This window comes from Ideonella azotifigens, assembly GCF_021043325.1.
GTDB classification, from domain to species: domain Bacteria; phylum Pseudomonadota; class Gammaproteobacteria; order Burkholderiales; family Burkholderiaceae_C; genus Ideonella; species Ideonella azotifigens.
Map to the genome: position 1 here is coordinate 96,153 of NZ_JAJNKD010000004.1, position 26,651 is coordinate 122,803.

Genomic DNA, 26,651 nt, shown 5'->3' on the forward strand with positions numbered 1-26,651 from the left:
GTTTCGTGTCACGCACCTGCAACGATCTCGACCACCAGGCTGCCCAGTCCGGTGATCTCGCAGCGCAGCGTGTCACCCACCTTGACCGCGCCAACCCCTGCCGGCGTGCCGGTGTAGATCAGGTCACCGGGCGCCAGTTCCCAGCCCTGGCTCAGCACCGCGATGGTCTCGCGCACGTTCCAGATCAGGTCCGACAGGTCGCCTCGCTGGCGCAGCTCGCCATTGACTTCCAGTGTGATCGCGCCGCTGGTCAGCTCGCCGGTGCTGGCGACCGGATGCAGCGGGCCGATGGGCGCGGACTGCTCGAAAGCCTTGCCGATCTCCCACGAGCGGCCCTGCTTCTTCATGTCGTTCTGCAGGTCGCGGCGGGTCATGTCCAGGCCGATGGCGTAGCCCCAGATGTGCTCGCCTGCGGCTTCGGCGCTGATGTCCTTGCCGCCCTTTCCGATGGCCACCACCAGTTCCACTTCGTGGTGCAGGCTGTGGGTCAGCGTCGGGTAGGCCATGTGGCCGGTCTCGCCCTGCGGCACGGCCAGGATCGCGTCGGCCGGCTTCATGAAGAAGAACGGCGGCTCGCGGCCGGTGGCACCCATCTCGATGGCGTGTTCGGCGTAGTTGCGGCCGACGCAATAGATGCGGCGAACCGGGAATTGATCGCTGCTGGCGCCGGCGACTGGCACGGTGATGACGGCGGGGGCGGGAAAGACAAGGCTCATGGCGGCACGGAGCCGGCGCCGTGGCGGCTACCGGCGGCAAATGAGGGGGAAAACGAAGGGTGGACGACGATGATGCCATGCAGCCGGCAAAGCGCTGCGGCCTGCCCGCTACACTGCAAAGCCATGCTGCTCGAGCGCTCCATTCGTCACTGCCGCGCCTGCGGTTCGCCCACCGCCTACATCGTGCCAGCGGACGACAGCCGGCCGCGCGCGGTTTGCAGCCAGTGCCACACCGTGCACTACGAAAACCCCCTCAACGTGGTGGGCACTGTGCCGGTCTGGCAGGACCAGGTGCTGCTGTGCCGCCGCGCCATCGAGCCGCGCTACGGCCTGTGGACGCTGCCGGCCGGGTTCATGGAGCTGGGCGAAACCACGGCCCAGGGTGCAGAACGCGAAACCGACGAAGAAGCCGGCGCGCAGATCGAGATGCAGGGCCTGTTCACCGTGCTGAGCGTGCCGCGCGTCGGCCAGGTGCACCTGTTCTACCTGGCCCGCATGCTGGACACCACGCTGAACCCCGGCCCCGAAACCCTGGAAGCCAAGCTCTTCCGCGAAGACGAAATCCCCTGGGACGAAATCGCCTTCCGCACCGTGCGCGACACCCTGCTGCACTACTTCGAAGACCGCAAGACCGGCCGCTTCGAGGTGCACACCGGCGACATCCTGTAGCTGCCCGCGTTTCGCGTCAGGAGCTGCCCGTCGCCGAATCGGGATGCCGCGCCCGCCAGGCGCGCATCGCCTGGCGGTACTCGTCCATTGCGAGGTCGTAGAGGTCGAACACGCAAGGGTCGCAGCCATTGCCGCAGCAGGCGTCCAGGTCGGGCTGGAACGGGGGCGTGGGCATCGGGTCGGCGGCGGGCGTCGGTGCGGCGTCCACGGCTGAGTTCGGTATGGTGGGTCGGCCCTCAGGCCGCCAGCGCGTCGGCCGGCACCGCGGCCGGGCCGGTGATGCCGTCGATGTTGCATTGCCACAGCGCGTCGGCGTCGGCGGCGTCGGCCACACCTTCGGCGTACACCTTCAGGTCAAGGCCGTGCAGCATGCGCACGCTGCTGGCCACGTGCTGGATGCGGGCGTCGTCGTGGGCCAGGCCTTCGGTCACGCTGGCGTCGAGCTTGATGAAGTCGAGACCGGCCTCCAGCAGCACGCCGGGTTCGGCGATGTGTTCGCCAGCATGTTCCAGACCGACACGGGCGCCATGGGCATGCGCCATGCTGACCAGTTCGCGCAGCAGGCGCAGTTCGTTGAACGCGCCGGCTTCATCCACTTCGAGCCACAGGCCGGGCGAGGCCGCGCGGTGCAGGTCCAGCAGGCTGCGCAGCTGCGGCATCAGCGCGCTGTCTTTCAGCGAGTGCGGGCTGAGGTTGACCGAACGGGGGATGCCGTCGCGGGCGATCGCGCGCAAGGCCAGGTCGGCAGCGACCAGGTCGATGCGGGCGGTCAGCTGGGTGCGGCGCGCCATCGGCAACCACTTGGCACCGGACAGCGGCTCCGCCCCTTCGTCGAGCTGCAGGCGCAGCGGGCATTCGCGCAGCAGCACGGCGCGGGACGCGTCGATCAGCGGGAATTCGACCAGGTGCGCGCGCTCTGCCGTCAACGCGGCCTCGATGCGCGAGCGCCAGCTGTCTTCGCCCAGCATCACGCCGTCGCCGGTGTCGTCCAGTTCGACCGCAAATGCGCCCTTGGCCTCGGCCCGCGCCAGCGCCTGGTCGGCCGCGGCCAGCAGCGATGAAATGGGCGCGCCATGCCACCAGCGCACCGCGCCGACCACGGCCGAGACGCCGCCCAGCCGCTCGCGGCCGGACTCGCGCAACAGGCTGCGCAGCCGGGCCGACACGTCCACCGCAGGTTCACGCAGGGACGCCGCTTCGGGCAGCAGCATCGCGAAGTCGGAGCCGTTCAGCCGGCCGACCTCGAAGGAACCGACACGCGTGGCGGAGTCGATGATCGCGTGGCCGGCATCGCGCAGCATCGCGTCGGTCGCCACGCGGCCCAAGCGGCGGTTCAGGCCCTGCAGGTCGCTGATGCGCACCAGCAGCAGCGCGCCACCGGCCACGCCGTCTTCCGAACTCAGCAGGCCCTTGAGCCGGCTCATGAAATGCGGCCGGTTGGAGACGCCGGTCAGCGGGTCGCAATTGGCCTGGCGCCGCAGCATCTCGACCTGGCCGGCCTGCTCGTCGAACATGGCCTTGAGGCGGTCGACCATCAGGTTCATCGCCCGGGTCACGTTGCGCAGCTCGGGCACCGAAGGTTCGCTGACGGTGATGAAGCGCCGCTCGGTCAAGGCCTGGGCCTGGCGCACCGTGGCTTCCAGCGGCACCCGGATGCGGCGCAGCAGCAGGTGGGCCAGCGCACCCAGCGCAATCGCCAGCAGCGCAAACGCGGTCAGCGTGCGCAGCATGCCGCGCCACAGTTCGCGGTAGGCAAAGCGGGTGTTGCCCCGCACTTCCAGCGAGCCCACGCTGACGCCGTCGGCCACCACCGGCGCCAGGCCCTGGGTCACGTTCAGCGACAGCAGGTCGGCAAACCAGTCCGGCACGCCATCGGCCATCGGCGGCGCTTCGCGCGACAGCAGCGTGCCGCCTTGCGGCGTGCGCAGCCGCAGGTGCTCGTAGAAGCCGATCTCGAACTGGCGGTCCAGCGTGGCGGCCATGCTTGGCAGGTCGCCATGCTGGCCCGCCAGCGTCTGGGCCAGCGATTGCGCGCTGTCGTGGTTCTTCATGGCCAGTTGCGTGGCCAGGTATTGCCGGGCCGACAACATGGACAGGCCGAAGGCGCCGGCAAAAGCCAGCGTCAGCGTCAGCAGCAGCAGCAACCAGACTTGGCGAATCAAACTCATGGGCAGGTTTCCGTTTCCTCTGTCGCCCTTATACCTTCTCCCGGCCGGCATCAAAGCTGCAAAATCGACGCAGAAACGGGGCATAACCCGCAGGCTTTGCGCATGCCCAGCGCGGTTCGTCCCAGTGAAACACGCGAATTTGGATAGACTCGGCGGGCTTTGGGCAGCGCCAGTCGCCGCCCGGCCCATTTTGTTGCTTGCCTGCCCACTTGCCACCTGACCGCCTGCCCATGCTGTTTGCCCGTGCCCCACTTGCGTCCCAGGCGATTCTTCACGCTGACCGGGCCGCCGGGCCGGTGCGAAGCCTGAGCTGTGGCTGGCTGCTGGCCCTGAGCGCGCTGGTCAGCCTGCCCGCAGGCGCACAGACCACCGCCCCGGCGGCGGCCTCAAAGCCGGCCGCGGCGTCACCCGAAGCAAGCGAAGTGCAGCGCCTGATCCGCGAAGGCCAGCACGCGCAGGCGCTCAAGCTGATCGACGAAACCCTGGCCCGCAACCCCAAGGACGCGCAGATGCGCTTTCGCCGCGGCGTCGCGCTGTCCATGCTGGACCGCAAGCAGGAGGCGCTGACGGTGTTCCAGAAGCTGGTCGAAGACCACCCGGACATGCCGGCGCCGTACAACAACATGGCCGTGATCTACGGCTCCATGGGTGACTACGACAAGGCCCGCGAAGCGCTGGACAAGGCGATCCGCACCAATCCGACCTACGCCACCGCCTACCAGAACCTGGGCGACGTCTACGCCCAGCTCGCCAGCCAGGCCTACAACAAGGCGCTGCAGCTGGACAAGAACGATGCCACCAGCGCACCCAAGCTGGCACTGCTGCGTGAACTGACGGCCGCGCCCAATGTGGCCCCGCCGCCGATGCCGAGCAAAAAGCCGCCGGTCATCGCCGCTGCACCTGCCGTGGCCCCGTCGGTACCGGCACCAACACCAGCGATCGCGCCTTCCGCTGCCTCAGCGTCGGCCAGCACGGCGGCGGCCATGGCCAGGCCGAAACCGGAACCCGCCAAGGTCGAAGCCACCAAACCTGAAGCGGCCAAGCCGACGCCAGCCGCCGCACCGGAAGGCCAGGCCGAGGTCGAGGCCGCCGTCAAGGCCTGGGCCGCCGCCTGGAGCAGCCGTGACATGAGCGGCTATTTCGCAGCCTACGCGCCGGACTTCAAGGGCAGCGCCGCCTCCCGCAAGGCCTGGGAACAGGACCGCGAGGCCCGCATCGCGCCGCGCAAGAAGATCCGCGTCGAGCTGGCGGACATGAGCGTGCAGGTCAAGGGCAATCAGGCCACGGTGCGATTCCGCCAGGCCTACAGCTCGGACACTTTGAGCACGACAGGTCGCAAAACGCTGGAAATGCAGCGCTCGGATCACGGAAAATGGCAAATCAAGCAAGAGTCCGTTGGCGGGTGAGCCTGCCCGCCACCGGCCCTGCCCTGGTGGCGGCCTGACATGCGCTGACCCGCCGCCCCTGACCTGATTCGATGACGAGTGAACAACGCCCCCTGACGACCCGGCGCCGCGGCGCATGGCTGCTGAGCCTGGTGGCCGGCGCCGTGTTGCTCGGCTGGGCCGCGCAAGGCCGCCACGCCTGGGACGCCCGCGCAGCCGTCGCCCCTGACGCATTGCGCGGCAGCGGCAAGCTGAAGCTGGCCGACGAACTGCCCACCTGGCGCGACAGCGAGGTCGCCGAGCCCGAAGCCCTGAGCGGCAGCGCCGAAAGCCGCCTGCTGGCCGCCTACCGGCTGGTGGGCGAGCGCCGGCTGGACGCTGCGCTGCAGGTCACCACCGCGCTGGCCCGTGACTACCCGCAGTTCCGCCTCGGCCAGCTGCTGCATGCCGACCTGCTGGCGGCCCATGTGCAGCCGCTGGCGGGCTTCGGCCGGCCGGCCGCGGCGATGGCCGTTGCACCCGAGGCTTCTGCCACGGGGGACGCCCTGACCGGTCTGCAACAGGAAGCCGCTGCCCGCCTGCACGCGCTGCAGCAGCGCCCGCCCGCCGGTCTGGTACCGGCCGAGCTGGTGCGGCTACCAGCCTCGGTGCCGCATGCCATCGTGGTGGACGCCTCGCGCTCACGCCTGTACCTGTTCCGCCATGACGTGCAAGGGCTGCAACTGGTACAGGACTTTTATGTCTCGGTCGGCAAGCAGGGCGTGGATAAGCAAGCCGAGGGCGACCAGAAAACGCCGCTGGGGGTGTACTACACGCTGAACGCCGTGGCGCCCGCGCAGTTGGACATCCGCTTCGGTGCCGGTGCGCTGCCGCTGAACTACCCGAACGCGCTGGACCGCAACGACGGCCGCACCGGCAGCGGCATCCTGCTGCATGGCGTGCCGATCGGCACCTACTCCCGCCCACCGCTGGACAGCGACGGCTGCGTGGCGATGGCCAACGACGACCTGCTGCGCCTGATGGCCACGCTGCCCGAACGCGACACGCCCGTGGTCATCACCCGCGAGATCCACTGGGTGGCGCCTGCCCAGGCCGGCGCTTTGCCAGCCAGCTTCGAGCAGGCCTGGAGCGCCTGGCAGCGCGCGCGGCTGCAAGGCACGCCCGCGCTGCTGGACCCGCTGTACGCACCCAATGCCACACTGGCCGTCACCGGCGAACAGGCCGAGCGCTTTCGCAGCCGGCTGCAGGTGCCACCGGCCGCGGTCGACGAAGTGAGCGTGCTGACCTGGCACGACCACACGCCCATGCTGGTCGTGACCTTCCGCGAACGCGCGGGCGCCACAGTCAAGCGCGACCGCGTGGTGCGCCAGTACTGGGGCCAGCAAGGCGCGGACTGGCGCATCGTCGCCGAAGGCCCGGTGCGCTGAGCGTCTGGTCGCGCAAGCGCGGCCGGACCACAATCTCCGGCATCACTGCCGGAGCCGCTCATGTTCCCTGCTTCACGCCAGTGGCCGGCCGCGCTGGCCAGCGCCACCTTGCTGGTGGTCACCAGTCCAACCCTGCACGGCCAGGTCACCGCTGACCCGTTCACCCCGGTGGCCTGGCTGGCCGGCTGCTGGCAGCTCGACGGCGGCGAAGCCGGCACGGTGGAGCAATGGATGGCGCCGGCCGGCGGCGCAATGCTGGGCATGAGCCGTACGCTGCAGCGCGGCCAGCTGCGCGAGTTCGAGTTCATGCAGTTCCAGCTGGACGCGAGCGGCAAGCTCAGCTTCGTGGCGCAGCCGCAAGGCCGGCCGCCGACCGCCTTTGCGCTGGCCGCCGCCGGTGAGCGCCAGGCGCGCTTCAGCAACCCGCAGCACGACTTCCCGCAGACGGTGATCTACCAGGCGGTGGGCAACGACCGGCTGCTGGCGCGCATCGAAGGCCCACGGAACGGCGAGTTGCGTGGCATCGACTTTCCGATGAAGCGCATCGCCTGCGACGGGCCGCGCTGAGCTGGAAATGAAAAGGAGCCGGCCCTTGCGGGTGCGGCTCCTCGGGGTTTTGCGGAGAAGCGCCGAATCAGCGCTTCTGCGGCGGCAGGTCCGTGCAGGAGCCATGTGCCACTTCCGCCGCCATGCCTAGGCTTTCTCCCAGCGTCGGGTGCGGGTGGATGGTCTTGCCGATGTCCACTGCGTCCGCGCCCATCTCGATGGCCAGCGCGATCTCGCCGATCATGTCGCCGGCATGCGTGCCGACGATGCCGCCGCCCAGGATGCGGCCATGGCCGTGGGCCTCGGGCGAATCGTCGAACAGCAGCTTGGTGAAGCCTTCGTCGCGGCCGTTGGCAATGGCGCGGCCCGAGGCCGTCCACGGGAACAGGCCCTTCTTGACCTTGATGCCTTGCGCCTTGGCCTGGTCCTCTGTGAGGCCGACCCACGCGACTTCCGGGTCGGTGTAGGCCACGCTGGGGATCACGCGAGCGTCGAACTGGCTCTTGGCCAGTGCATCGTCGCCCTTGATCTCACCGGCGATGACTTCCGCGGCGACGTGGCCTTCATGGACCGCCTTGTGCGCCAGCATCGGCTGGCCCACCAGGTCGCCAATGGCGAAGATGTGGCGCACGTTGGTGCGCATCTGCACATCGACCGGGATGAAGCCACGGTCGCCAACGGCCACACCGGCGTCTTCAGCGCCGATCTTCTTGCCGTTGGGCGTGCGGCCCACGGCCTGCAGCACCAGGTCGTAGGTCTGCTCGCTCTTGGTCCCGTCAGCCGCCTCGAACTGCACCTTGATGCCTTCGGGCGTGGCTGTCGCACCCACGGTCTTGGTCTTCAACATGATGTTGTCGAAGCGTGGCGCATTGAGCTTCTGCCAGACCTTCACCAGGTCGCGGTCGGCGCCCTGCATCAGGCCATCCAGCATTTCGACCACGTCCAGGCGCGCACCCAGCGTGGAGTACACCGTGCCCATTTCCAACCCGATGATGCCGCCACCGACGATCAACATCTTCTTCGGCACCGCCTTCAGGTTCAGCGCGCCGGTGGAGTCGACGATGCGCTCGTCCTGCGGGAAGAACGGCAGGCGCACCGCCTGCGAGCCGGCGGCGATGATGGCGTTGTTGAAGCGAACGACCTTCTTCGCGCCGGTCTTGGCCTGGCCCTCCGCACCTTCGGTCTCTTCGACCTGCAGGTGGTACGGATCGATGAACTGGCCGACGCCGCGCACGGTCGTGACCTTGCGCATCTTGGCCATGGCCGTGAGGCCGCCTGTCAGCTTGCCGACGACCTTGTCCTTGTGGCCGCGCAGCTTGTCGATGTCCAGCTCGGGCGCGCCGAACTCGACGCCGAGGGCTGCCATGTGGCTGACTTCGTCCATCACCGCGGCCACGTGCAGCAGCGCCTTGGACGGGATGCAGCCGACGTTCAGGCAGACGCCGCCCAGCGTGGCGTAACGCTCGACGATGACGACCTTCAGGCCGAGGTCAGCAGCGCGGAAGGCGGCGGAGTAGCCGCCAGGGCCGGCGCCGAGCACGACGAGGTCGCATTCGAGGTCGACCGCGCCGCTGTACGAGCCCGCAGGTGCGGGTGCGCTCACAGCGGTGGGCGCCGGAGCCGGAGCCGGTGCGGGTGCGGAAGCCGCGGCTGCAGGTGCAGGTGCCGCAGCGCCTGCTTCGGCCGCTTCCAGCATCAGGATCGCCGAGCCCTGGTTGACCACATCGCCCACCTTCAGCTTCAGTTCCTTGACCACGCCGGCGTGCGACGACGGGATTTCCATCGAGGCCTTGTCGCTCTCCACCGTGATCAGGCTCTGGTCGGCTTTCACCGTGTCGCCGGGCTTGACCAGCAACTCGATGACGCCCACGTCCTTGAAGTCGCCAATGTCCGGGACTTTCACTTCGATCAGTGCCATGTCGTGCTCCTGATCAAAGTGCGATGCGGCGGAAGTCCGCCAGCAACGAAGCGAAATACACATTGAATCGAGCGGCTGCGGCGCCGTCGATCACGCGGTGGTCCCAGCTCAGCGACAGCGGCAGGATCAGGCGCGGCTGGAAGGCCTTGCCGTCCCATACCGGCTCGATGCTGCTCTTGCAGACGCCCATGATGGCGACTTCAGGCGCGTTGATGATGGGCGTGAAGTACTTGCCGCCAATGCCACCCAGGCTGGAGATGCTGAAGCAGCCGCCGCTCATGTCGGCCGGACCCAGCTTGCCGTCGCGTGCCTTCTTGGCCAGGTCGCTCATTTCCTGGCTGATCTGGAAGATGCCCTTCTTGTCGGCATCCTTGATCACCGGCACCACAAGGCCATTGGGCGTGTCCGCCGCAAAGCCGATGTGGAAGTACTGCTTCATCACCAGCTTCTGCGCGTCGCCCTCGCCTTCCAGGCTGGCGTTGAACTCGGGGAACTTCTTCAGCGCGGCCACGGTGGCCTTGATCATGAAAGCCAGCATCGTGACCTTGATGCCGCTCTTCTCGTTTTCCTTGTTGAGCTGCACGCGGAAGGCTTCCAGATCGGTGATGTCCGCGTCGTCGTGGTTGGTGACGTGCGGGATCACGACCCAGTTGCGGTGCAGGTTGGCGCCGGAGATCTTCTTGATCCGGCTCATGTCCTTGCGCTCGATCGGGCCGAACTTCTCGAAGTCCACCTTGGGCCATGGCAACAGGCCCGGGAAGGCGCCGCCGCCCGTCGCCGCTGCAGGTGCCTTGGCCTTTTGCGCGACCGTCTGCACCGCGCCGGCCATCACGTTCTTGACGAAGCCTTCGAGGTCGCCCTGGGTGATGCGACCCTTGGGGCCGGAGCCCTTGACCTCGGCCAGCGGCACGCCCAGTTCACGGGCGAACTTGCGGATGCTGGGCGAGGCGTGCGGCAATTGGCCATTGGGCGTGCCGGGTTCGTGCGCGGGCAGCGCCGCGGTGGGCGCGGTGCGCTCGACCGGGGCGCTGGTGAGCGTGGCTGGCGCCGGGCTCGCCGCGGCGGCGGCCTGTGCGGGTGCTGCGGCCGGCGCAGGCGCAGCAGCGCCCTCGCCTTCCAGCACGGCAATCAGCTGGCCCTGGTTGATCTTGTCGCCCAGCGCCACCTTCAGTTCCTTGACCACGCCGGCATGCGACGAGGGAATCTCCATCGAGGCCTTGTCGCTCTCGACGGTGAGCAGGCTTTGCTCGGCCTTGACCGTGTCGCCGACCTTGACCAGCAGCTCAATGATGGCCACGTCCTTGAAGTCGCCGATGTCGGGCACGACGACCTCGATGCGCGACGGGCCAGCCGGCGCTGCAACCGGCGCAGGCGCCGGTGCGGCAGCTTGTGCGGGTGCAGGCGCCGGAGCCGCTGCGGCAGCAGCTGGCGCGGGCGCGGTAGCAGGTGCAGCGGCGCCTTCTGCTTCCACCGTCAGCAGCACGGAGCCTTCGCTGATGGTGTCACCCAGCTTGACCTTCAGTTCCTTGACCACGCCGCCGGTCGAGGCCGGGATTTCCATCGAGGCCTTGTCGCTCTCGACCGTCACCAGGCTCTGCTCGGGCTTGATGGTGTCGCCAACCTGGACCAGCAGCTCGATGATGGCCACGTCCTTGAAGTCTCCGATGTCCGGGACTTTCACTTCTACCAATGCCATTCGGATGTCTCCGTTGAATTCACTACGCAACGCGTCAATCAATTCCCGCGGCGTCCGCAGAGCCGGCTTTGCCGGTCTGCAGGCGCGCCCCCTTGAGGGGGAGGCGCTACGCGCCTCGGGGGTGATCACGCATACAGCGGGTTGATCTTGTCGGCCTTGATGCCGTACTTGGCAATCGCCTCGGCCACCTTGGCAAGCGGGAGCGTGCCTTCGTCGGCCAGCGCCTTCAGCGTCGCGACGACGATGTAGTGCCGGTTGATCTCGAAGTGCTCGCGCAGCTTGCTGCGGAAGTCGCTGCGGCCGAAGCCGTCCGTGCCCAGCACCTTGTAGGTCTTGCCCTTGGGGATGAAGGCGCGGATCTGCTCGGCGTAGTTCTTCATGTAGTCGGTCGACGCGATGACCGGGCCGGAATGCGCGCCGAGTTGCTGCGTGACAAACGGCACGTGCGCGGTCTCAGTCGGGTGCAGCAGGTTCCAGCGCTCGCAGGCCTGGCCGTCGCGGGCCAGTTCGTTGAAGCTCGGGCAGCTCCATACATTGGCCGCAACGCCCCAGTCCTTCTCCAGCAGTTCCTTGGCCGCCTGCGACTCACGCAGGATGGTGCCCGAGCCCAGCAGGTTGACGGTGGCGTTCTTGCCCTTGGCCGCCTCGTCCAGCAGGTACATGCCCTTGATGATCTCTGCCTCGGTGCCCGCCTTCAGGCCGGGCATCGGGTAGTTTTCGTTCAGCAGGGTCAGGTAATAGAAGACGTTTTCCTGGTTCTCGACCATGCGCTTCAAGCCGTGCTGCATGATCACCCCGACCTCGTGCGCGAAGGTCGGGTCGTAGCTGACGCAGTTCGGGATCGTGCCGGCCAGGATGTGGCTGTGGCCGTCTTCGTGCTGCAGGCCTTCACCGTTCAGCGTGGTGCGGCCCGAAGTGCCGCCCAGCAGGAAGCCGCGCGCCTGCATGTCGCCCGCGGCCCAGGCCATGTCGCCAATGCGCTGGAAGCCGAACATCGAGTAATAGACATAGAACGGGATCATCACGCGGTTGTTCGTCGAGTACGACGTGGCCGCGGCGATCCAGGAGCCCATGCCGCCCGCTTCGTTGATGCCCTCTTGCAGGATCTGGCCGGCCTTGTCTTCCTTGTAGTAGGAGACCTGGTCCCGGTCCTGCGGCGTGTACTTCTGGCCTTCGGGGTTGTAGATGCCGATCTGGCGGAACAGGCCTTCCATGCCGAAGGTGCGCGCCTCGTCCACCAGGATGGGCACGACACGCGGGCCGAGCTGCTTGTCGCGCAGCAGCGCGCCGAGGAAGCGCACGTAGGCCTGGGTGGTGGAGATCTCGCGGCCTTCGGCCGTCGGGTCCAGCACCGACTGGAAGAACGGCAGGTCCGGCACCGGCAGCGCCTCTTCGGCCTTCACGCGGCGCTTGGGCAGGTAGCCGCCCAGGGCCTGGCGGCGCTCGTGCAGGTAGCGCATTTCCGGCGTGTCTTCGGCCGGCTTGTAGAACGGCAGCGACGCCAGCTCGCTGTCGGGAATGGGAATGTTGAAGCGGTCGCGGAAGGCCTTGATGTCCTCGTCGGTCAGCTTCTTGGCCTGGTGGGCGGTGTTCTTGCCCTCGCCGGCCTTGCCCATGCCGAAGCCCTTGACGGTCTTGACCAGCATGACCGTCGGCTGGCCCTGGGTGTTCACGGCCTTGTGATAAGCCGCATAGACCTTCTGCGGGTCGTGGCCGCCGCGCTGCAGGCGCCAGATGTCGTCGTCGCTCATCTTGGCGACCATTTCCAGCAGCTTGGGATGGCGGCCGAAGAAGTTCTTGCGCACGAAGGCGCCGTCATTGGCCTTCATGGCCTGGTAGTCGCCGTCCAGCGTCTCCATCATGACCTTCTTCAGCAGGCCATCCTTGTCGCGCGCCAGCAGCGGGTCCCAGTAGCTGCCCCACAGCAACTTGATGACGTTCCAGCCGGCGCCGCGGAATTCACCTTCCAGCTCCTGCACGATCTTGCCGTTGCCGCGCACCGGGCCGTCCAGGCGCTGCAGGTTGCAGTTGACGATGAAGATCAGGTTGTCGAGCTTCTCGCGCGCGGCCAGGCCGATGGCACCCAGGCTTTCCGGCTCGTCCATCTCGCCGTCGCCGCAGAAGACCCAGACCTTGCGCTTGGAAGTGTCGGCAATGCCGCGGGCATGCAGGTACTTCAGGAAGCGTGCCTGGTAGATCGCCATCAGCGGGCCCAGGCCCATCGAGACGGTGGGGAACTGCCAGAACTCGGGCATCAGCTTCGGATGCGGGTAGCTGGACAGGCCCTTGCCGTCGACTTCCTGGCGGAAGTTCAGCAGTTGCTCTTCGCTGATGCGGCCTTCCATGAAGGCGCGGGCATAGATGCCGGGCGAGGAGTGGCCCTGGATGTAGAGCAGGTCACCGCCGTGCACGCCGTCGTCGCCGTGCCAGAAGTGGTTGAAGCCGGCACCGAACATCGTGGCAACCGAGGCGAAGGACGAGATGTGGCCACCCAGGTCGCCGCCATCGGCCGGGTGCAGGCGGTTGGCCTTGACGACCATGGCCATCGCGTTCCAGCGCATGTAGGCGCGCAGGCGCTCCTCGATTTCCAGGTTGCCCAGGCAATGGGCTTCGTCTTCCGGCTCGATCGTGTTGACGTAGCCGGTGGTGGCCGAGAACGGGCGGTCCACGCCGTGTTGGCGGGCGTGCTCGAGCAGTTGCTCAAGCAGGAAATGGCCGCGATCACGCCCCTCTGAATCGATGACGGCGGACAAGGCGTCCAGCCACTCACGGGTTTCTTGCGCATCGGCATCAACGGCCGACGCGCCCAAGAATGATTCAGGCACGGCTGACATGGTGTCTCCTCAAACGGGGTTCTAAAAGGTCGGCGCGCAGTTTGGCACAGGGTCCGTGAATTTTCAAATTGCGATTGTGCTTTTCACATTATGAATTCGCCATCCTCCTTCAGGCCTGGAACCGGCTGCCCCAATGGTTGGGCAAACCTGCAGCACCGGCCCACGCGAAAACCCGGGCCCAGGCGCTGCCCCAAGCCGCAAGCGGCATCGATAATCGCCCCGCCATGCCCGTTGCCCGAGACATCCCTTCCGCCAGCCACCCCAACAGCCTGCTGCACCGCCTGTTCCGGCGCTGGTGGCGGCAGCAATCTCCCTCGCGCCAGGACCGCTTTGCAACCATCGCCCCGTTGATTTCGGTGCTGATGTTTCTCGCGACCATCACCGCCACCTTCTGGTACCTGCGCAACGAGGAGATTGAACGGGCCGGCGAAGCACTGCGGCGCGACACCGAAATCTCCCAGCAGCAGATCCGCCTGCACCTGATCGAGAACCAGGAACAGCTGGTGCGCATGGCGCGCGAGCTGGCAACGCGCGACATCGCGCCCGAGGAGTTCCTGCCGCATGCCGCCGCCTTCCAGCGCGAGCGCCCCGAGGTCCGCCACCTGACCTGGGTCACTGCGCAGCGCCAGGTGCGCGCCTCCCAGGCGGTGCTGTCCTATGAATCGGTTGCGTCCGAAAAGCCCGCCAAGCACAACCCGTCTTTCCCGGGCGAAGGCCTGGCACTGGCGTCAGAAGCCGCCTTTATCGCGGCACGGGACACGCGCCAGCCGGTGTACTCCCGCCCGTTCACCGACGCCGACGGCATGGCGGTCTTCCAGGTGCAGGTGCCGCTGATCGACCGCGGCAACTTCGCCGGCACGCTGATCGTCGAATATTCGATCGAGTCGCTGGTGCGCTACTACGTGCCCAGCGAAGTTTCGCGCCGGCACATCATCAGCGTGGTCGGGCCGGAGCTGCAGCCGCTGGCCAGCACCGTCACGGCCATGCCGGGCCAGCCCGTCGTGCCCCCGTCGTTGCAGCATGAGGTGCCGCTGGCGCCGATGGCCAACGGCCTGATGCTGCGCGGCCAGGGCTACCGCACCTCCATCGGCCTGATCGGCAACACCCTGTTCTGGATGGTGGTGGCCCTGTCGGTGCTGACGGTCTGGATGCTGCTGGGCACCTGGAAGCACATGCGGCGGCGGGCGCAGATCCAGAACGCGCTGGCGCAGGAAACCAACTTCCGCCGGGCGATGGAAAACTCCATGCTGACCGGCATGCGGGCCATGGACATGGAAGGCCGCGTGACCTACGTGAACCCGGCCTTCTGCGCGATGACAGGCTACGCCGAGGCCGACCTGCTGGACGGCAAGCCGCCCTTCCCGTATTGGCCGCCCGACCGGGTCGAGGAAAACACCCGACTGCTGCAACAGGAACTGCAGGGCCGCAGCCCGGCCGGCGGCATCGAGGTCAAGGTCATGCGCAAGGATGGCTCGATCTTCGACGCCCGCATGTACGTCTCGCCGCTGATCGACCCGCGCGGCCTGCAGACCGGCTGGATGACCTCGATGACCAACATCACCGAGGCCAAGCGCATCCGCGACCAGCTGTCGGCCTCGCACGAGCGCTTCACCACGGTGCTGGAAGGGCTGGACGCGGCGGTGTCGGTGCTGTCGGTCCAGCAGGGCGAGCTGCTGTTCGCCAACCGCTCGTACCGGCTGTGGTTTGGTGCCGACGCCCGTGGCCATGGGCAACTCGCCCACAGCACGCCGGCGCAAAGCTACCAGGCCGAGGCGGACGAGGAGGTCGACGGCCTGTCCGGCCTGCCGACGCAGGAGCTGACCGAAGCTGGCGCGCACCCGCACGAGATCTACGTCGAGCCGCTGGCAATGTGGTTCGACGTGCGCACCCGCTACCTGCAGTGGACCGACGGCCGGCTGGCGCAGATGCTGATCGCCACCGACATCACCAGCCGCCGCCGGGTCGAGGAACAGGCCCAGCAGCAGGCCGAGAAAGCCCAGGTCACCAGCCGGCTGATCACCATGGGCGAGATGGCCTCGTCGGTCGCGCACGAGCTGAACCAGCCGCTGACGGCGATCAACAACTACTGCAACGGCATGGTCAGCCGGGTGCGCAACGAGTCGATCAACACCGAAGACCTGATCGCCGCGCTGCAGAAGACCGGCCGCCAGGCCGAGCGCGCGGGGCAGATCATCCACCGCATCCGGGCCTTCGTGAAGAAGAGCGAGCCGCAGCGCCAGCCCTCGCAGGCCAGCGAGATCGTCGACGATGCGGTCGAGCTGGCGGGCATCGAGCTGCGCCGGCGCAAGGTGGCGATCCACACCTATGTCGCGCAGCGCCTGCCCACGCTGATGTGCGACCCGATCCTGATCGAGCAGGTGCTGATGAACCTGCTGAAGAACGCCGCCGAAGCGATCGACAGCGCCGGGCTGCCCAGCGCACGCCGCAACATCGAGCTGCGCGTGGTGCCGCGCCACACGGCCGAAGAAGGCGGCGTGATCGAGTTCAGCGTCAGCGACATGGGACCGGGCATGAAGGAAGAGGTGCTGTCGCGCCTCTACGAAGCCTTTTTCTCGACCAAGGCCGAAGGCATGGGCATAGGGCTATCCCTGTGTCGGTCCATCATCGAGTCCCACCGCGGCCGGATGCGGGCGCAGAACCTCTACAATGGCACAACCGTGACAGGGTGCCGGTTCGCCTTCACCCTGCCTGTTGACCTGACCCAGCGCGTGGATGCCCAGCCGGTGCCAGAGGTACCTGATGTGGCAGCCGCAGCCAACCCGAACGCCACAGCTTCATGAGCCTGATCCCCAAAAAAGGTACCGTCTACGTGGTCGACGACGATGAGGCCGTGCGCGACTCGTTGCAGTGGCTTCTGGAGGGCAAGGACTATCGGGTCAAGTGCTTCGATTCCGCCGAATCCTTCCTGTCCCGCTTCGACCCGCGCGAAGTCGCCTGCCTGATCGCCGACATCCGCATGGACGGCATGAGCGGCCTGGAACTGCAGGACCGGCTGCTGGAGCGCAAGAGCCCGCTGCCTGTTGTGTTCATCACCGGCCATGGCGACGTGCCGATGGCCGTGACCACGATGAAGAAGGGCGCGATGGACTTCATCGAGAAGCCCTTCAAGGAAGAAGAGCTGGTTTCGCTGGTCGAGCGCATGCTGGACCAGGCCCGCTCGGCCTTCTCGCAACACCAGGAACAGGCCAGCCGCGATGCCTTGCTGTCTCGCCTGACCACCCGCGAAGCCCAGGTGCTGGAGCGCATCGTCGCCGGCCGCCTGAACAAGCAGATTGCCGACGACCTGGGCATCAGCATCAAGACGGTGGAGGCGCACCGCGCCAACATCATGGAAAAGCTCAACGCCAACACCGTGGCCGATCTGCTGAAGATCGCCCTCGGTGCATCCCACAAGGGGTGAACTTGAGTTTGGCGCCTGGCGCCTGCAGATAACGGGGCCTTCGGGCCCCGTTGTGCCTTCTGAAGCGCATCGCTTCCCCCAATCCTTTCCGCCTCCTCTCCCTCGAAAGCAGCCCGCATGACCGCCAAAGTGATCGACGGCAACGCCCTGTCCAAGCAACTCCGCGCCGAAGTCACCACCCGCGCCGCCGCCCTCACCGCCCGCGGCCACCAGCCCGGCCTGGCGGTGATCCTGGTCGGCGAAGACCCAGCCTCGGCCGTCTATGTGCGCAACAAGGTCAAGGCCTGCGAGGACAGCGGGCTGCTGTCCGTCTTCGACAAGTACGAAGCCACGCTCAGCGAGGCCGCCCTGCTGGCCCGCATTGCCGCGCTGAATGCCGACCCGGCGATCCACGGCATCCTGGTGCAGATGCCGCTGCCCAAGCACATCGATTCAGGCAAGGTCATCGAGGCGATTGCCACCCACAAGGACGTGGACGGCTATTCGGTGCTGTCGGCCGGTGAGCTGATGGCCGGCCTGCCGGGTTTCCGGCCCTGCACGCCCTACGGCTGCATGAAGCTGATCGAGTCCACCGGGGTGTCGCTGAAGGGCAAGCATGCGGTCGTGATCGGCCGCAGCAACACCGTCGGCAAGCCAATGGCGCTGCTGCTGCTGCAGGCCAATGCGACCGTCACCGTCTGCCACAGCGGCACCCCCGACCTGGCCTATCACACGCGCCAGGCCGATGTGGTGGTGGCCGCGGTCGGCCGGCGCAACACCCTGACCGGTGACATGGTCAAACCCGGCGCAGTCGTCATCGACGTGGGCATCAACCGCAATGATGAGGGCAAGCTTTGCGGCGACGTGGACTTCGCCTCGGTCAGCGAGGTAGCCTCGCACCTGACCCCGGTGCCCGGCGGCGTTGGCCCGATGACCATCACGATGCTGCTGGTCAACACCGTGGAAGCCGCCGAGCGCGCAGCCACGCAGGCCGACGCCTGAAGCCACCTGTTCGCACGGCCAATTCATTCCCAGGGAACCACAAGATGACCAATCCGCTGCTGCAGTTCGACACGCTGACCGATTTCCAGGCCATCCGGCCTGAACACGTGACGCCGGCGATGGACCAGTTGCTGGCCGATGCCAGCACCGCACTGGAACGCGCCGTCAGCGCAGACGTGCCGGCCGACTACGACGCGCTGTCCGCCACGCTGGGCGTGGCGACCGAGCGGCTGGGCCGGGCCTGGGGTGCCGTCGGCCACCTGAACCAGGTGGCCGACTCGCCCGAGCTGCGCGCCGCACATGCCGAAAACCTGCCCAAGGTCACCGAGTTCTTCACCCGCCAAGGCAGCGACGAGCGGCTCTACGCCAAATACAAGGCCGTGGCCAGCAGCCCCGCCGCTGAGCAGCTGAACCCCGCACGGCGCCAGGCGCTGAACCACTGGCTGCGCGACTTCAAGCTCGGCGGCGCTGACCTGCAGGGCGATGCCAAGACACGCTTTGCCGCCATCCAGGACCGCATGGCCGAGCTGTCGCAGGCCTTCTCCAACCACGTGCTCGACGCGACCGACGCCTTCGCCTACTACGCCAGCGCAGAAGAGCTGGCCGGCGTGCCTGAAGACGCGGTGGCCGCTGCACGCAGCGCCGCCGAGGCCGAAGGCAAGGACGGCCACAAGATCACGCTGCACTTCCCGAGCTATTTTCCGGTGATGCAGTACGGCAGCAACCGCGCGCTGCGCGAGACCCTCTACCGCGCTTACGCAACCCGTGCCAGCGAGTTCGGCCCGGCCGACCGCGACAACAGCGCGGTGATGAGCGAACTGCTGACGCTGCGCGCCGAAGAGGCCGCACTGCTGGGCTACGCCAACTACGCCGAGGTCTCGCTGGCCAGCAAGATGGCCCGCAGCCCGGCCGAAGTCATGAGCTTCCTGCGCGACCTGGCGCAGCGCGCCCGCCCCAGCGCCGAGCAGGACTTGAGCGACCTGCGCGCCTTTGCCAAGGCCGAGCTGGGCCTGGCCGACCTGCAGGCCTGGGACGTGGCCTACGCCAGCGAGAAGCTGAAGGAGGCCCGCTATGCCTTCAGCGACCAGGAGGTCAAGGCCTACCTGCCGCTGCCCAAGGTGCTGCAAGGCCTGTTCGGCATCATCGAGACGCTGTTCGAAGTGGCCATCCGCCCGGCGGACGCGCCGGTGTGGCACGAGAGCGTCAGGTTCTACCGCATTGAAAGAGGCTCGGAGCTGGTCGGCGAGTTCTACCTGGACCCGCACGCCCGCCCCGGCAAGCGCCCCGGCGCCTGGATGGACAATGCCCGCGACCGCTGGAAGCGTGCCGACACCGGCAGCCTGCAGACGCCGGTGGCCTTCCTGGTCTGCAACTTCGCCGCCCCGGTGGGCGACAAGCCGGCGCTGCTGAACCACGACGATGTCATCACGCTGTTCCACGAGTTCGGCCACGGCCTGCACCATTTGCTGACCCGCGTCGAGGACCTGGGCGTGTCCGGCATTGGCGGCGTGGAGTGGGACGCGGTCGAGCTGCCCAGCCAGTTCATGGAGAACTTCTGCTGGGAGTGGGAAGTCATCAAGCACCTCAGCGCCCATGTGGACAGCGGCGAGCCGCTGCCACGCGCGCTGTACGACAAGATGCTGGCCGCGAAGAACTTCCAGAGCGGGCTGCAGACGCTGCGCCAGGTCGAGTTCGGCCTGTACGACATGCGACTGCACACCGAGGCCGACGCCGCGCAGCGCGTGCTGCCCATCGTGCAGGAAGTGCGCGCCGAGGTCGCGGTCATGCAGGCGCCCGAGTTCAGCCGCACACCGAACACTTTCTCGCACATCTTTGCAGGTGGTTACTCGGCCGGCTACTACAGCTACAAGTGGGCCGAAGTGCTGTCGGCCGACGCCTGGAGCGCCTTCGAGGAGCAAGGTGTGCTGAACGCAGACACCGGTCGCCGCTACCGCCGCGAGATCCTGGAAATGGGCGGCAGCCGCCCCGCGCTGGACAGCTTCAAGGCTTTTCGCGGCCGCGAGCCGTCGATTGACGCCTTGCTGCGTCACCAGGGCATGGCCAACTGAGCTTGCAGGCCGCGGTCCCCCATGCCTGCGGGGGGACCGTGCCGAAGTGCCTGCTGCGCCCACGGCGTCACCGCCAGTGTTGGTTCCGCGCGGCACGTCGGACCGGCCTTTTTGCTACCCTCAGACCTTGTCGTTGGGCGCAGCCACGAGGTTGGCGCCATTAGATTTGGAATCCGCAGTCATGATGCTCAAGGTTTCGCTTCGCCATCTGTTGCCGCTGGCCACCCTGCTCTGCCTGGCGCCACTGGCCCAGGCGCAGTACAAGGTCGTCGGCCCGGACGGCAAGGTGACCTACACCGACCAGCCGCCCGCCGACCCCAAGGCCAAGGTGCAGGCCATTGCCACGCCTGGCGCCGGCGCAGTGCCCACAGCCAGCCTGCCAGTGGGCTTGCGTGGCCCGGCTTCGCGTTATCCGGTGGTGCTGTATGCCGCGCGCGGCTGCCAGCCCTGCGACGCGGGCCGTGGCCTGCTGGTCCAGCGTGGCATTCCGTTCAGCGAAAAGCGGGTTGAAACCCCGGCCGACATCGAGGCGCTGCAGCGCATGAGCGGCAGCCGGGCGCTGCCTTTGCTGACCATCGGCACGCAGCAGGTGCGCAGCCTGTCCACCGCCGAATGGAACGGCTATCTGGACGCTGCCGGTTACCCGCAGGAGTCGCAGCTGCCGGCCAACTACCAGCGCCCGGCCTCCACGCCGCTGACCACGCCGCCGGCTGCCGCCGCGCCCGCCCCGGTCAGCTCGCCGGACACTGCGCCGCCGCCAGCCCCGGCCCCTGCCACCGGGCCCAACATCCGGTTCTGACGAAGCGCCGGTTCACGGCACCACGCGCCGGGCCGGCCACTGCGCCAGCAGCACGATGCTGCCCATCAGCCACATCGGCGCAGCCGGCAGCGTGGCGGCGGCCAGCAGGCCGAACACCGTGGGCATGAAGACGGTGGCGCCGTTGGTCACCAGCATGCGCAGCCCCAGCGCCTGGCCATGGCGGTCCGGGGGCGTCACCTGGTGCAGCATGGCCAGCACCATCGGCTGAACCGAACCCAGCGCCAGGCCCAGCACCGCCGAGCCGACCAGCATGCCGCCGGTGCCTGGAAGCCAGGCGTAGAGGAACGACACTGCCGTGGCCAGTCCCATGGCCGAACGCAGCGCCAGCCGCTCGTCCAGCTTGTCGGCCCAGCGCGAGATCAGGAGGCGAACCAGCGTGGCCGCGGCGGCAAACGAGCCCAGCACCAGGCCGATGCTGGACGCGCTCATTGCCCGCACATGGCCCAGCACCGGAATCGCGAAGCTGTGCGCGTCCCAGCAGGAAGACAGCGCCAGGTTGACCAGCAGCAAGGCGCGCAGCTGCGGGCTTTTCAGCAGGTGCCATGCAGGCGCCTGCTTGGCCGCAGGCCCCGCTGGCGGCGCAGGCTGGCGCGGCACCCAGCCGGCAAATGCCCAGGACAGCAACGGCAGCACGGCGGCAAACACAAAGCCGCTGCGGTAGCCCACATGGTCGATCAGCAAGCCGACGACCACCGGCGCCAGCGCGTTGGACAGCGCCGGCCCCAGCGACACCCAGCTGAACACCCGCTTCAGGTCCTGCGCGTTGTGCGCCAGGCGGCCGGCCTCGCGCTGGATGCCGACGGCAGCCACCGCGACCGCGCCACCCGTCGTCAAAGCCGCCAGTGCCAGCGCCACCGGGTGCTGGGAAATGGCCGCCAGCAGCGCGCCACCCGCGCCCATGGTCACGCCAACGCCCAGCGTGCGGTGCATGCCGTGGCGGTCTGCCTGCCGGCCGGCCCACAGCGACAGCGGCAGTGGCGCCAGCGCGAACAGCGACAGCAGCGTGCCCACCATCCATTCCGGGTAGCCCAGGTGCAGCAGCAACAGGCTGGCGGTCACGCGGGTCGCGGCCATGGACGCATGCACACCGACCAGTGCGCCGATCACCGCGGGCAGCGCCCGGCGCATCGCCAGCTTGTCCTGCAGCGCGTCCTGGGCAGAAGCCGCGGCCGTCATTCGCCGGTCTCCCGCAGTTCATCCAGTGGTGCAGCCACCGCGCCCAGCAGCTTGGCCGCCTGCGGCTCGCCCATCTGCTCCACGCCCTTGAGCTTGCGCGCCATCACGCGGGTGCGCACCTCGGCCGCGTCAATGCTGGAACTGGCTTCCTCCAGCTTCTTCTTGGTCTTGGCCAGCACCTCGCCAAACTTGCCGAACTCGGTCTTCACGGCACCCAGCACCTCCCAGACTTCGGCACTGCGCTTTTCCAGCGCCAGCGTGCGAAAGCCCATCTGCAGGCTGCTCAGCGTGGCCAGCAGCGTGGTCGGGCCGACCAGCGTGATGCGATGGTCCCGCAGCAAGCCTTCCACCAGGCCCGGTCGGCGCAGCGCTTCGGCGTACAACCCCTCGGTCGGCAGGAACAGCAAGGCAAAGTCGGTGGTGTGCGGGGCTGCCACGTATTTCTCGCGGATGCTGCGCGCCTCCTGCCGCAGCCTGGCCTCCAGCGCGCGCGCTGCGGCTTCGGCTGCCAACGGGTCGGCCTGCTCCTGGGCCAGCAGCAGGCGCTCGTAGTCTTCACGGGGGAATTTCGCGTCGATCGGCAGCCACAGTGCCTGGCCGTCGTCGCGCCGGCCGGGCAGGCGGATCGCGAACTCGACCCGTGCGCCGCTGCCAGGCACGGTTTCTACATTGGCGGCGTACTGGTCCGGCGTCAACACCTGCTCCAGCAGTGCCGCCAGCTGCAGCTCGCCGAACACACCGCGGGTCTTCACGTTGTTCAGCACGCGCTGCAGCGAGCCCACGTCGCGGGCCAGCCCCTGCATCTCGCCCAGGCCCTTGTGCACCAGCTCCAGCCGCTCGGCCACCTGGCGAAAGCTTTCGCCCAGGCGCTGCTCCAGCGTGGCGTGCAGCTTTTCGTCGACGGTGGCGCGCATCTGTTCGAGCTTCTGCTCGTTGCCCTGCTGCAGCTGGGACAGGCGCTGCTCGACGGCCACACGCAACTCGGCCTGCTTGCGTTCGTTGGCATCGGACAGGCTTTGCAGCTGGCGCGTCAGCGCCTCGGCCAGCCGGCGCAGCGCCAGTTCCTGCGCCTCGCGGGCCTGGGCCAGCGTGCGGGCCGCGTCGCCGGCCTGGGTCATCAGGCCTTGCTGCAGGTGCGACAGGCCTTGGGCCAGCTCGGTGCGGGTGGCGCGGGCGCTGCCCTGCACCTCGCCGCGCAGTTCGCGCTCCAGCCGCTCGACCGCAGCGGCGCTGCCATCGCCGCGTCGCAGCCAGAGGGCCAGCACGGCGATCAGGTTCAGCACCAGCAGGGCCAGCAAGGCCGCCTCGACGCTGGTGATGGAAAGGCTGGAAACGGAAACGCTTGAAGAAGCAGCAGCAGGCAACACGGTCATTGCTGCCATTGTCGCGCTCGCCAAGGCGGCCAGCCCCGCGCAGGCCTCAAGTCCTGGCCAGTACCTCGGGGTTCAGGGCGGTCGGCGGCTTGCCGCCGGTCAGCGCGGCAATCAGGTTGTCGGCCGCCAGATTGCACATGGCCATGCGGGTGGGGATGCTGGCGCTGGCGATGTGCGGCGTGAGCACCACGTTGGGCAGGTCCAGCAGCGCGGGCAGCACTTTGGGCTCGCCCTCGAACACGTCCAGCCCGGCCGCGGCAATGCGCCGTTCGGCCAGTGCACGCGCCAGCGCCGCGTCGTCCACCACGCCGCCGCGGGCAATGTTGGTCAGCGTCGCGCCCGGCTTCATCAGCGCCAGCTCGGCCTCGCCAATCATGTGGTGCGAGGCGGGGCTGTAGGGCACGACGATGACCAGGTGGTCGGCCTCGCGCAGCAGCGTGGCCTTGTCGACCCAGCGCGCCTTGACGGCCTGCTCGTCAGCCTCCGGCAGCCGGCTGCGGTTGTGATAGATCACCGGCATGCCAAAACCCAGCGCGCCGCGCCTGGCAATCGCCTGGCCGATGCGGCCCATGCCCAGCACGCCCAGCGTTGCGGCATGCACGTCGGCACCGGCCATCAGGTCGAAGCTCCAGTGCGTCCATTCGCCGCGGCGCAGGAAACGCTCGGACTCGGCGATGCGCCGCGCGGTGGCCATCATCAACGCGAAGCCGAAGTCGGCCGTCGTCTCGGTCAGCACATCGGGCGCGTTGCTGACCAGCACGCCCCGCGCAGTGCAGGCCGGCACGTCGATGTTGTTGTAGCCCACCGCCATGCTGCAGACCGCTTTCAGCTGCGGACAGGCCGCCAGCAGCTCGGCATTGATCGGCTCGCTGGCTGCGACGAACACGCCGTCGCAGCCTTGCAGCCTGGCTTGCAGTTCGGTGGCGCTCAGCGCTTGCTCGCTGTCGTGCGTGATCACGTCCAGGTGCTCGCGCAGCCGTGCAATGACTTCCGGGAAGATGGGCCGCGCGACCAGCACGCGAGGACGGACAAGGCTTGATGGCATCGGTGAAGGTGGGTTGAGAGAGGGCTCAGTCAGCCCGCAGCGGCAGCAAGGCCTGCAGCAAGGCAGCCGGCAAAGGCACCGGGCGACGATTGGCCCGGTCGACGTAGACGTGAACGAAATGGCCGGCCGCGGCGCTCATCTCGTCGCCCGCGCCAAACAGGCCGACTTCATAGCGCACGCTGGAGCGGCCGACATGCGCCACGCGCAGCCCGGCCTCGACGGCTTGCGGAAAGGCCAGCGGCGCGAAGTAGTTGCAGCGGGTCTCGATCACCAGGCCGATGGTCTCGCCGGCATGGATGTCCAGCGCGCCGGCTTCGATCAGGTAGCCATTCACGGCGGTGTCGAAGAAGCTGTAATAGACGACGTTGTTGACGTGGCCGTAGACGTCGTTGTCCATCCAGCGGGTGCCGATGCTGCGGAACAGCGGATAGGCTTCGCGGGGCAAGGCCATGGGGCGGGTGTCTTCGCTCATCAGGCGATTGTTCCATCGGCAGCTGCCAGCGGCTGTCGCCTGCCGGACGAGGCCTGCCACGCCTTCCAGCTCTCGCTGGCCAGTGCCAACGTGTGCCGCTGCAGTGCAACGGTGACGGCAATGTCATGCCCATAACCGCCGGCCATCGACAGCGCCACCGGCAGCCCGCGCTCGCGCAGCGCGTCCAGCACCAACCGGTCGCGCTGCGCCAGGCCAGCCGCGCTGACCTTGAGCCGGCCCAGCCTGTCGCCCTCGTGCGGGTCGGCGCCGGCCAGGTAGAAGACAAGGCCCGGTGGCGTGTGCTGCAGGCGTTGCCACACGGTGTCCAGGCCTCGCGCCAGCGCGGCCAGGTAAGCCGTGTCGTCGCAGCCGTCCAGCAGGTCCACGTCCAGGTCGCTGGGCACCTTGCGGAACGGAAAGTTGCGCGCGCCGTGCATCGAGAAGGTGAAGACGGTCGGGTCGTCGGCAAAGATCTCGGCGGTGCCGTTGCCCTGGTGCACGTCCAGGTCGATCACCAGCACGCGCAGCAGGCTGCGATGATGGCGGTGCCATTCGGCCTGCATCAAGCGCGCCGCCACGGCCACATCATTGAACACGCAATAGCCCGAGCCCTTGGCAGCGCTGGCGTGGTGCGTGCCACCCGCCAGGTTGGCCGCCACGCCTTCGCTCAGCGCCACCCGCGCCGCCGCAATGCTGGCGCCGACCGAGCGGCAGGCGCGCTCGGCCATGCGCTGCGACCAAGGAAAGCCGATCTCTCGCTGCTGCGCCGGGCTCAGCCAGCCTTGCAGCACGGCGTCGATGTAGCCAGGCTCGTGCGCCAGCGCCAGTTCGCCCTCGGTGGCTGGCGGCGCCTCGCGCAGCCGGATCTGCGGCAGGGTCTCGGCCACCGCATCGCGCAGCAGCGCATATTTACTCATCGGGAAACGATGCCCCGGCGGCAGTGGCAGCACGAAATGGTCGGACGTGAAAGCCTGCATCAAGTCTTGATTGTGTGGCCCTTCCGGTTCGGCTGCTTGGGGCCCATAAGGAAGGTAAGTTCCGCATGCGGCATCGCGATCTTCACATGAATTGCTGCAGCGCAACAAAAGACGCTTGCAATCCCCGCGCGCACCTCTATACTTCGAGTCATGTTGCAGCGCACAAAACAGTCCGCGCTGTCCTCACGGATCGAAAGATCCACCCGCCGCTGTTTTTCTTCACTGAATGGAGACTCTGATGCTGACTGCTGAACAACTGGTTGCCAACCAAAAGGCCAATGTGGAAACCCTCTTCGAACTGACCGCCAAGGCCTTCGAAGGCGTGGAAAAACTGGTCGAACTGAACCTGCAGGTGGCCAAGGCTTCGATGAGCGAAGTCGCCGAAACCGCCAAGGCCGCCATGTCGGTCAAGGACGCGCAGGAACTGCTGTCGCTGCAAGCCAGCCTGATGCAGCCGGCCGCCGAAAAGGCAGCTGCCTATGGCCGCCACCTGTATGACATCGCTGCGGCGACCAATGCCGAGCTGACCCGCGCCGCCGAAGCCCAACTGTCCGACGCGCAAGGCAAGTTCATGGCCACGGTCGACACGGCGGTCAAGAACGCCCCGGCCGGTTCGGAAAACGCCGTGGCGCTGGTCAAGTCGGCCATGGCCGCTGCCAACAACGCCTACGAAAGCGTGCACAAGGCTGCCAAGCAAGCCGCCGATGTCGCCGAAGCCAACTTCCAGGCGATGACCAACACGGCAGTCAAGGCTGCCCAGTCGGCCCCGAAGCCGCGCCGCGCCGCCACTGCAGCCTGAGCTTTGAGACACAGGGGGAGCAGATTCACCCTGTAACGCGGACGGCCGGGAACTTCCCCGCCGTCCGCTGCTCCATCTGGAGGGGCACCGCAGACAGCCACCTGCTGGTGCTCGCTCCATGGAAGGTTGTCTCCTCGGTGCCTTCTTCTCCAGTTAGGC

21 protein-coding genes are annotated in these 26,651 nt (G+C 67.7%); 10 read left to right on the forward strand and 11 right to left on the reverse strand.

The genetic code is table 11. The features are described from left to right. Positions 1-8: 8 nt before the first annotated feature. Positions 9-716 carry a fumarylacetoacetate hydrolase family protein gene (locus LRH25_RS11070; RefSeq protein ID WP_141290364.1) on the reverse strand — a complete coding sequence of 236 codons (708 nt, stop codon included), beginning with the start codon at positions 714-716 and terminating at the stop codon, positions 9-11. Positions 717-839: 123 nt separating this feature from the next. Here LRH25_RS11070 and LRH25_RS11075 point away from each other — a divergent pair, with 123 nt between their 5' ends. After that, positions 840-1,385 carry an NUDIX hydrolase gene (locus LRH25_RS11075; protein ID WP_141290366.1) on the forward strand — a complete coding sequence of 182 codons (546 nt, stop codon included), beginning with the start codon at positions 840-842 and terminating at the stop codon, positions 1,383-1,385. A 16-nt stretch (positions 1,386-1,401) separates the two neighbouring features. Here the strand turns inward: LRH25_RS11075 and LRH25_RS11080 are convergent, their stop codons facing one another. Together LRH25_RS11080 and LRH25_RS11085 are read right to left on the reverse strand one after the other, a co-directional pair. Further along, a complete protein-coding gene (locus LRH25_RS11080; RefSeq protein ID WP_141290368.1) occupies positions 1,402-1,560 on the reverse strand; it encodes an oxidoreductase-like domain-containing protein in 159 nt (52 codons plus the stop codon). Between the two features lie 61 nt (positions 1,561-1,621). Further along, the gene (locus LRH25_RS11085) at positions 1,622-3,553 is read right to left on the reverse strand and encodes a bifunctional diguanylate cyclase/phosphodiesterase (RefSeq protein WP_231011160.1); all 1,932 of its coding nucleotides are present in this window, start codon (positions 3,551-3,553) and stop codon (positions 1,622-1,624) included. 230 nt (positions 3,554-3,783) lie between these two features. On the opposite strand from LRH25_RS11085, the gene LRH25_RS11090 reads away from it, so the two are divergent. From LRH25_RS11090 to LRH25_RS11100, 3 genes are all read left to right on the forward strand, one after another. Continuing rightward, a complete protein-coding gene (locus LRH25_RS11090) occupies positions 3,784-4,959 on the forward strand; it encodes a nuclear transport factor 2 family protein (RefSeq protein WP_141290843.1) in 1,176 nt (391 codons plus the stop codon). A gap of 71 nt (positions 4,960-5,030) precedes the next feature. Further along, positions 5,031-6,365: a L,D-transpeptidase family protein gene (locus tag LRH25_RS11095; protein ID WP_231011161.1), complete on the forward strand. Its 1,335-nt coding sequence runs from the start codon at positions 5,031-5,033 to the stop codon at positions 6,363-6,365. A 60-nt stretch (positions 6,366-6,425) separates the two neighbouring features. Then, positions 6,426-6,932, forward strand: coding sequence for a DUF6265 family protein (locus tag LRH25_RS11100; RefSeq protein ID WP_141289932.1), 507 nt, complete (start codon positions 6,426-6,428; stop codon positions 6,930-6,932). Between the two features lie 67 nt (positions 6,933-6,999). Here LRH25_RS11100 and lpdA read toward each other — a convergent pair whose 3' ends face one another. From lpdA to aceE, 3 genes are all read right to left on the reverse strand, one after another. After that, positions 7,000-8,829: a dihydrolipoyl dehydrogenase gene (lpdA, locus tag LRH25_RS11105; protein ID WP_141289931.1), complete on the reverse strand. Its 1,830-nt coding sequence runs from the start codon at positions 8,827-8,829 to the stop codon at positions 7,000-7,002. Positions 8,830-8,842: 13 nt separating this feature from the next. Then, positions 8,843-10,525, reverse strand: coding sequence for a dihydrolipoyllysine-residue acetyltransferase (gene aceF, locus LRH25_RS11110; RefSeq protein WP_231011162.1), 1,683 nt, complete (start codon positions 10,523-10,525; stop codon positions 8,843-8,845). A 125-nt stretch (positions 10,526-10,650) separates the two neighbouring features. Next, the gene (gene aceE / locus LRH25_RS11115; protein WP_141287580.1) at positions 10,651-13,359 is read right to left on the reverse strand and encodes a pyruvate dehydrogenase (acetyl-transferring), homodimeric type; all 2,709 of its coding nucleotides are present in this window, start codon (positions 13,357-13,359) and stop codon (positions 10,651-10,653) included. A gap of 224 nt (positions 13,360-13,583) precedes the next feature. On the opposite strand from aceE, the gene LRH25_RS11120 reads away from it, so the two are divergent. From LRH25_RS11120 to LRH25_RS11140, 5 genes are all read left to right on the forward strand, one after another. Beyond that, positions 13,584-16,160, forward strand: coding sequence for a PAS domain S-box protein (locus LRH25_RS11120; protein ID WP_141287581.1), 2,577 nt, complete (start codon positions 13,584-13,586; stop codon positions 16,158-16,160). Continuing rightward, a complete protein-coding gene (locus LRH25_RS11125) occupies positions 16,157-16,780 on the forward strand; it encodes a response regulator transcription factor (protein WP_141287582.1) in 624 nt (207 codons plus the stop codon). Before LRH25_RS11120 ends, LRH25_RS11125 begins: the two co-directional genes overlap by 4 nt. Before the next feature lie 117 nt (positions 16,781-16,897). Next, entirely contained in the window at positions 16,898-17,761 is an 864-nt protein-coding gene (gene folD, locus LRH25_RS11130; RefSeq protein ID WP_141287583.1) for a bifunctional methylenetetrahydrofolate dehydrogenase/methenyltetrahydrofolate cyclohydrolase FolD, read from the forward strand. A gap of 44 nt (positions 17,762-17,805) precedes the next feature. Beyond that, entirely contained in the window at positions 17,806-19,830 is a 2,025-nt protein-coding gene (locus LRH25_RS11135) for a M3 family metallopeptidase (protein ID WP_141287584.1), read from the forward strand. A 181-nt stretch (positions 19,831-20,011) separates the two neighbouring features. Then, complete coding sequence (locus tag LRH25_RS11140; protein WP_231011163.1) at positions 20,012-20,629, forward strand: DUF4124 domain-containing protein; 618 nt, start codon at positions 20,012-20,014, stop codon at positions 20,627-20,629. A gap of 12 nt (positions 20,630-20,641) precedes the next feature. Here the strand turns inward: LRH25_RS11140 and LRH25_RS11145 are convergent, their stop codons facing one another. The 5 genes from LRH25_RS11145 to LRH25_RS11165 are packed head-to-tail and all read right to left on the reverse strand — an operon-like array spanning position 20,642 to position 25,693. Continuing rightward, entirely contained in the window at positions 20,642-21,826 is a 1,185-nt protein-coding gene (locus LRH25_RS11145) for an MFS transporter (RefSeq protein ID WP_231011164.1), read from the reverse strand. Then, on the reverse strand, positions 21,823-23,199 hold the full coding sequence (locus tag LRH25_RS11150) for a DNA recombination protein RmuC (protein ID WP_231011165.1): 1,377 nt from the start codon (positions 23,197-23,199) through the stop codon (positions 21,823-21,825). Before LRH25_RS11150 ends, LRH25_RS11145 begins: the two co-directional genes overlap by 4 nt. 46 nt (positions 23,200-23,245) lie before the next feature. Beyond that, positions 23,246-24,244 carry a 2-hydroxyacid dehydrogenase gene (locus LRH25_RS11155; protein ID WP_141288714.1) on the reverse strand — a complete coding sequence of 333 codons (999 nt, stop codon included), beginning with the start codon at positions 24,242-24,244 and terminating at the stop codon, positions 23,246-23,248. Positions 24,245-24,269: 25 nt separating this feature from the next. Beyond that, on the reverse strand, positions 24,270-24,716 hold the full coding sequence (locus LRH25_RS11160) for an acyl-CoA thioesterase (RefSeq protein ID WP_141288713.1): 447 nt from the start codon (positions 24,714-24,716) through the stop codon (positions 24,270-24,272). Then, on the reverse strand, positions 24,716-25,693 hold the full coding sequence (locus LRH25_RS11165; protein WP_141288711.1) for a histone deacetylase family protein: 978 nt from the start codon (positions 25,691-25,693) through the stop codon (positions 24,716-24,718). The genes LRH25_RS11160 and LRH25_RS11165 overlap by 1 nt, the downstream gene beginning before the upstream one ends. Positions 25,694-25,928: 235 nt before the next feature. Between LRH25_RS11165 and LRH25_RS11170 the strand changes: the two genes are divergently transcribed. Continuing rightward, a complete protein-coding gene (locus LRH25_RS11170; protein WP_141288716.1) occupies positions 25,929-26,492 on the forward strand; it encodes a phasin family protein in 564 nt (187 codons plus the stop codon). Positions 26,493-26,651 lie beyond the last annotated feature (159 nt).

Excerpts from the sequence above, each read along its gene's own strand:
- LRH25_RS11070 (WP_141290364.1), bottom strand. The coding sequence starts at position 716 with ATGAGCCTTGTCTTTCCCGCCCCCGCCGTCATCACCGTGCCAGTCGCC.
- LRH25_RS11075 (WP_141290366.1), top strand. The coding sequence starts at position 840 with ATGCTGCTCGAGCGCTCCATTCGTCACTGCCGCGCCTGCGGTTCGCCC.
- LRH25_RS11080 (WP_141290368.1), bottom strand. The coding sequence starts at position 1,560 with ATGCCCACGCCCCCGTTCCAGCCCGACCTGGACGCCTGCTGCGGCAAT.
- LRH25_RS11085 (WP_231011160.1), bottom strand. The coding sequence starts at position 3,553 with ATGAGTTTGATTCGCCAAGTCTGGTTGCTGCTGCTGCTGACGCTGACG.
- LRH25_RS11090 (WP_141290843.1), top strand. The coding sequence starts at position 3,784 with ATGCTGTTTGCCCGTGCCCCACTTGCGTCCCAGGCGATTCTTCACGCT.
- LRH25_RS11095 (WP_231011161.1), top strand. The coding sequence starts at position 5,031 with ATGACGAGTGAACAACGCCCCCTGACGACCCGGCGCCGCGGCGCATGG.
- LRH25_RS11100 (WP_141289932.1), top strand. The coding sequence starts at position 6,426 with ATGTTCCCTGCTTCACGCCAGTGGCCGGCCGCGCTGGCCAGCGCCACC.
- lpdA (WP_141289931.1), bottom strand. The coding sequence starts at position 8,829 with ATGGCACTGATCGAAGTGAAAGTCCCGGACATTGGCGACTTCAAGGAC.
- aceF (WP_231011162.1), bottom strand. The coding sequence starts at position 10,525 with ATGGCATTGGTAGAAGTGAAAGTCCCGGACATCGGAGACTTCAAGGAC.
- aceE (WP_141287580.1), bottom strand. The coding sequence starts at position 13,359 with ATGTCAGCCGTGCCTGAATCATTCTTGGGCGCGTCGGCCGTTGATGCC.
- LRH25_RS11120 (WP_141287581.1), top strand. The coding sequence starts at position 13,584 with ATGCCCGTTGCCCGAGACATCCCTTCCGCCAGCCACCCCAACAGCCTG.
- LRH25_RS11125 (WP_141287582.1), top strand. The coding sequence starts at position 16,157 with ATGAGCCTGATCCCCAAAAAAGGTACCGTCTACGTGGTCGACGACGAT.
- folD (WP_141287583.1), top strand. The coding sequence starts at position 16,898 with ATGACCGCCAAAGTGATCGACGGCAACGCCCTGTCCAAGCAACTCCGC.
- LRH25_RS11135 (WP_141287584.1), top strand. The coding sequence starts at position 17,806 with ATGACCAATCCGCTGCTGCAGTTCGACACGCTGACCGATTTCCAGGCC.
- LRH25_RS11140 (WP_231011163.1), top strand. The coding sequence starts at position 20,012 with ATGATGCTCAAGGTTTCGCTTCGCCATCTGTTGCCGCTGGCCACCCTG.
- LRH25_RS11145 (WP_231011164.1), bottom strand. The coding sequence starts at position 21,826 with ATGACGGCCGCGGCTTCTGCCCAGGACGCGCTGCAGGACAAGCTGGCG.
- LRH25_RS11150 (WP_231011165.1), bottom strand. The coding sequence starts at position 23,199 with ATGACCGTGTTGCCTGCTGCTGCTTCTTCAAGCGTTTCCGTTTCCAGC.
- LRH25_RS11155 (WP_141288714.1), bottom strand. The coding sequence starts at position 24,244 with ATGCCATCAAGCCTTGTCCGTCCTCGCGTGCTGGTCGCGCGGCCCATC.
- LRH25_RS11160 (WP_141288713.1), bottom strand. The coding sequence starts at position 24,716 with ATGAGCGAAGACACCCGCCCCATGGCCTTGCCCCGCGAAGCCTATCCG.
- LRH25_RS11165 (WP_141288711.1), bottom strand. The coding sequence starts at position 25,693 with ATGCAGGCTTTCACGTCCGACCATTTCGTGCTGCCACTGCCGCCGGGG.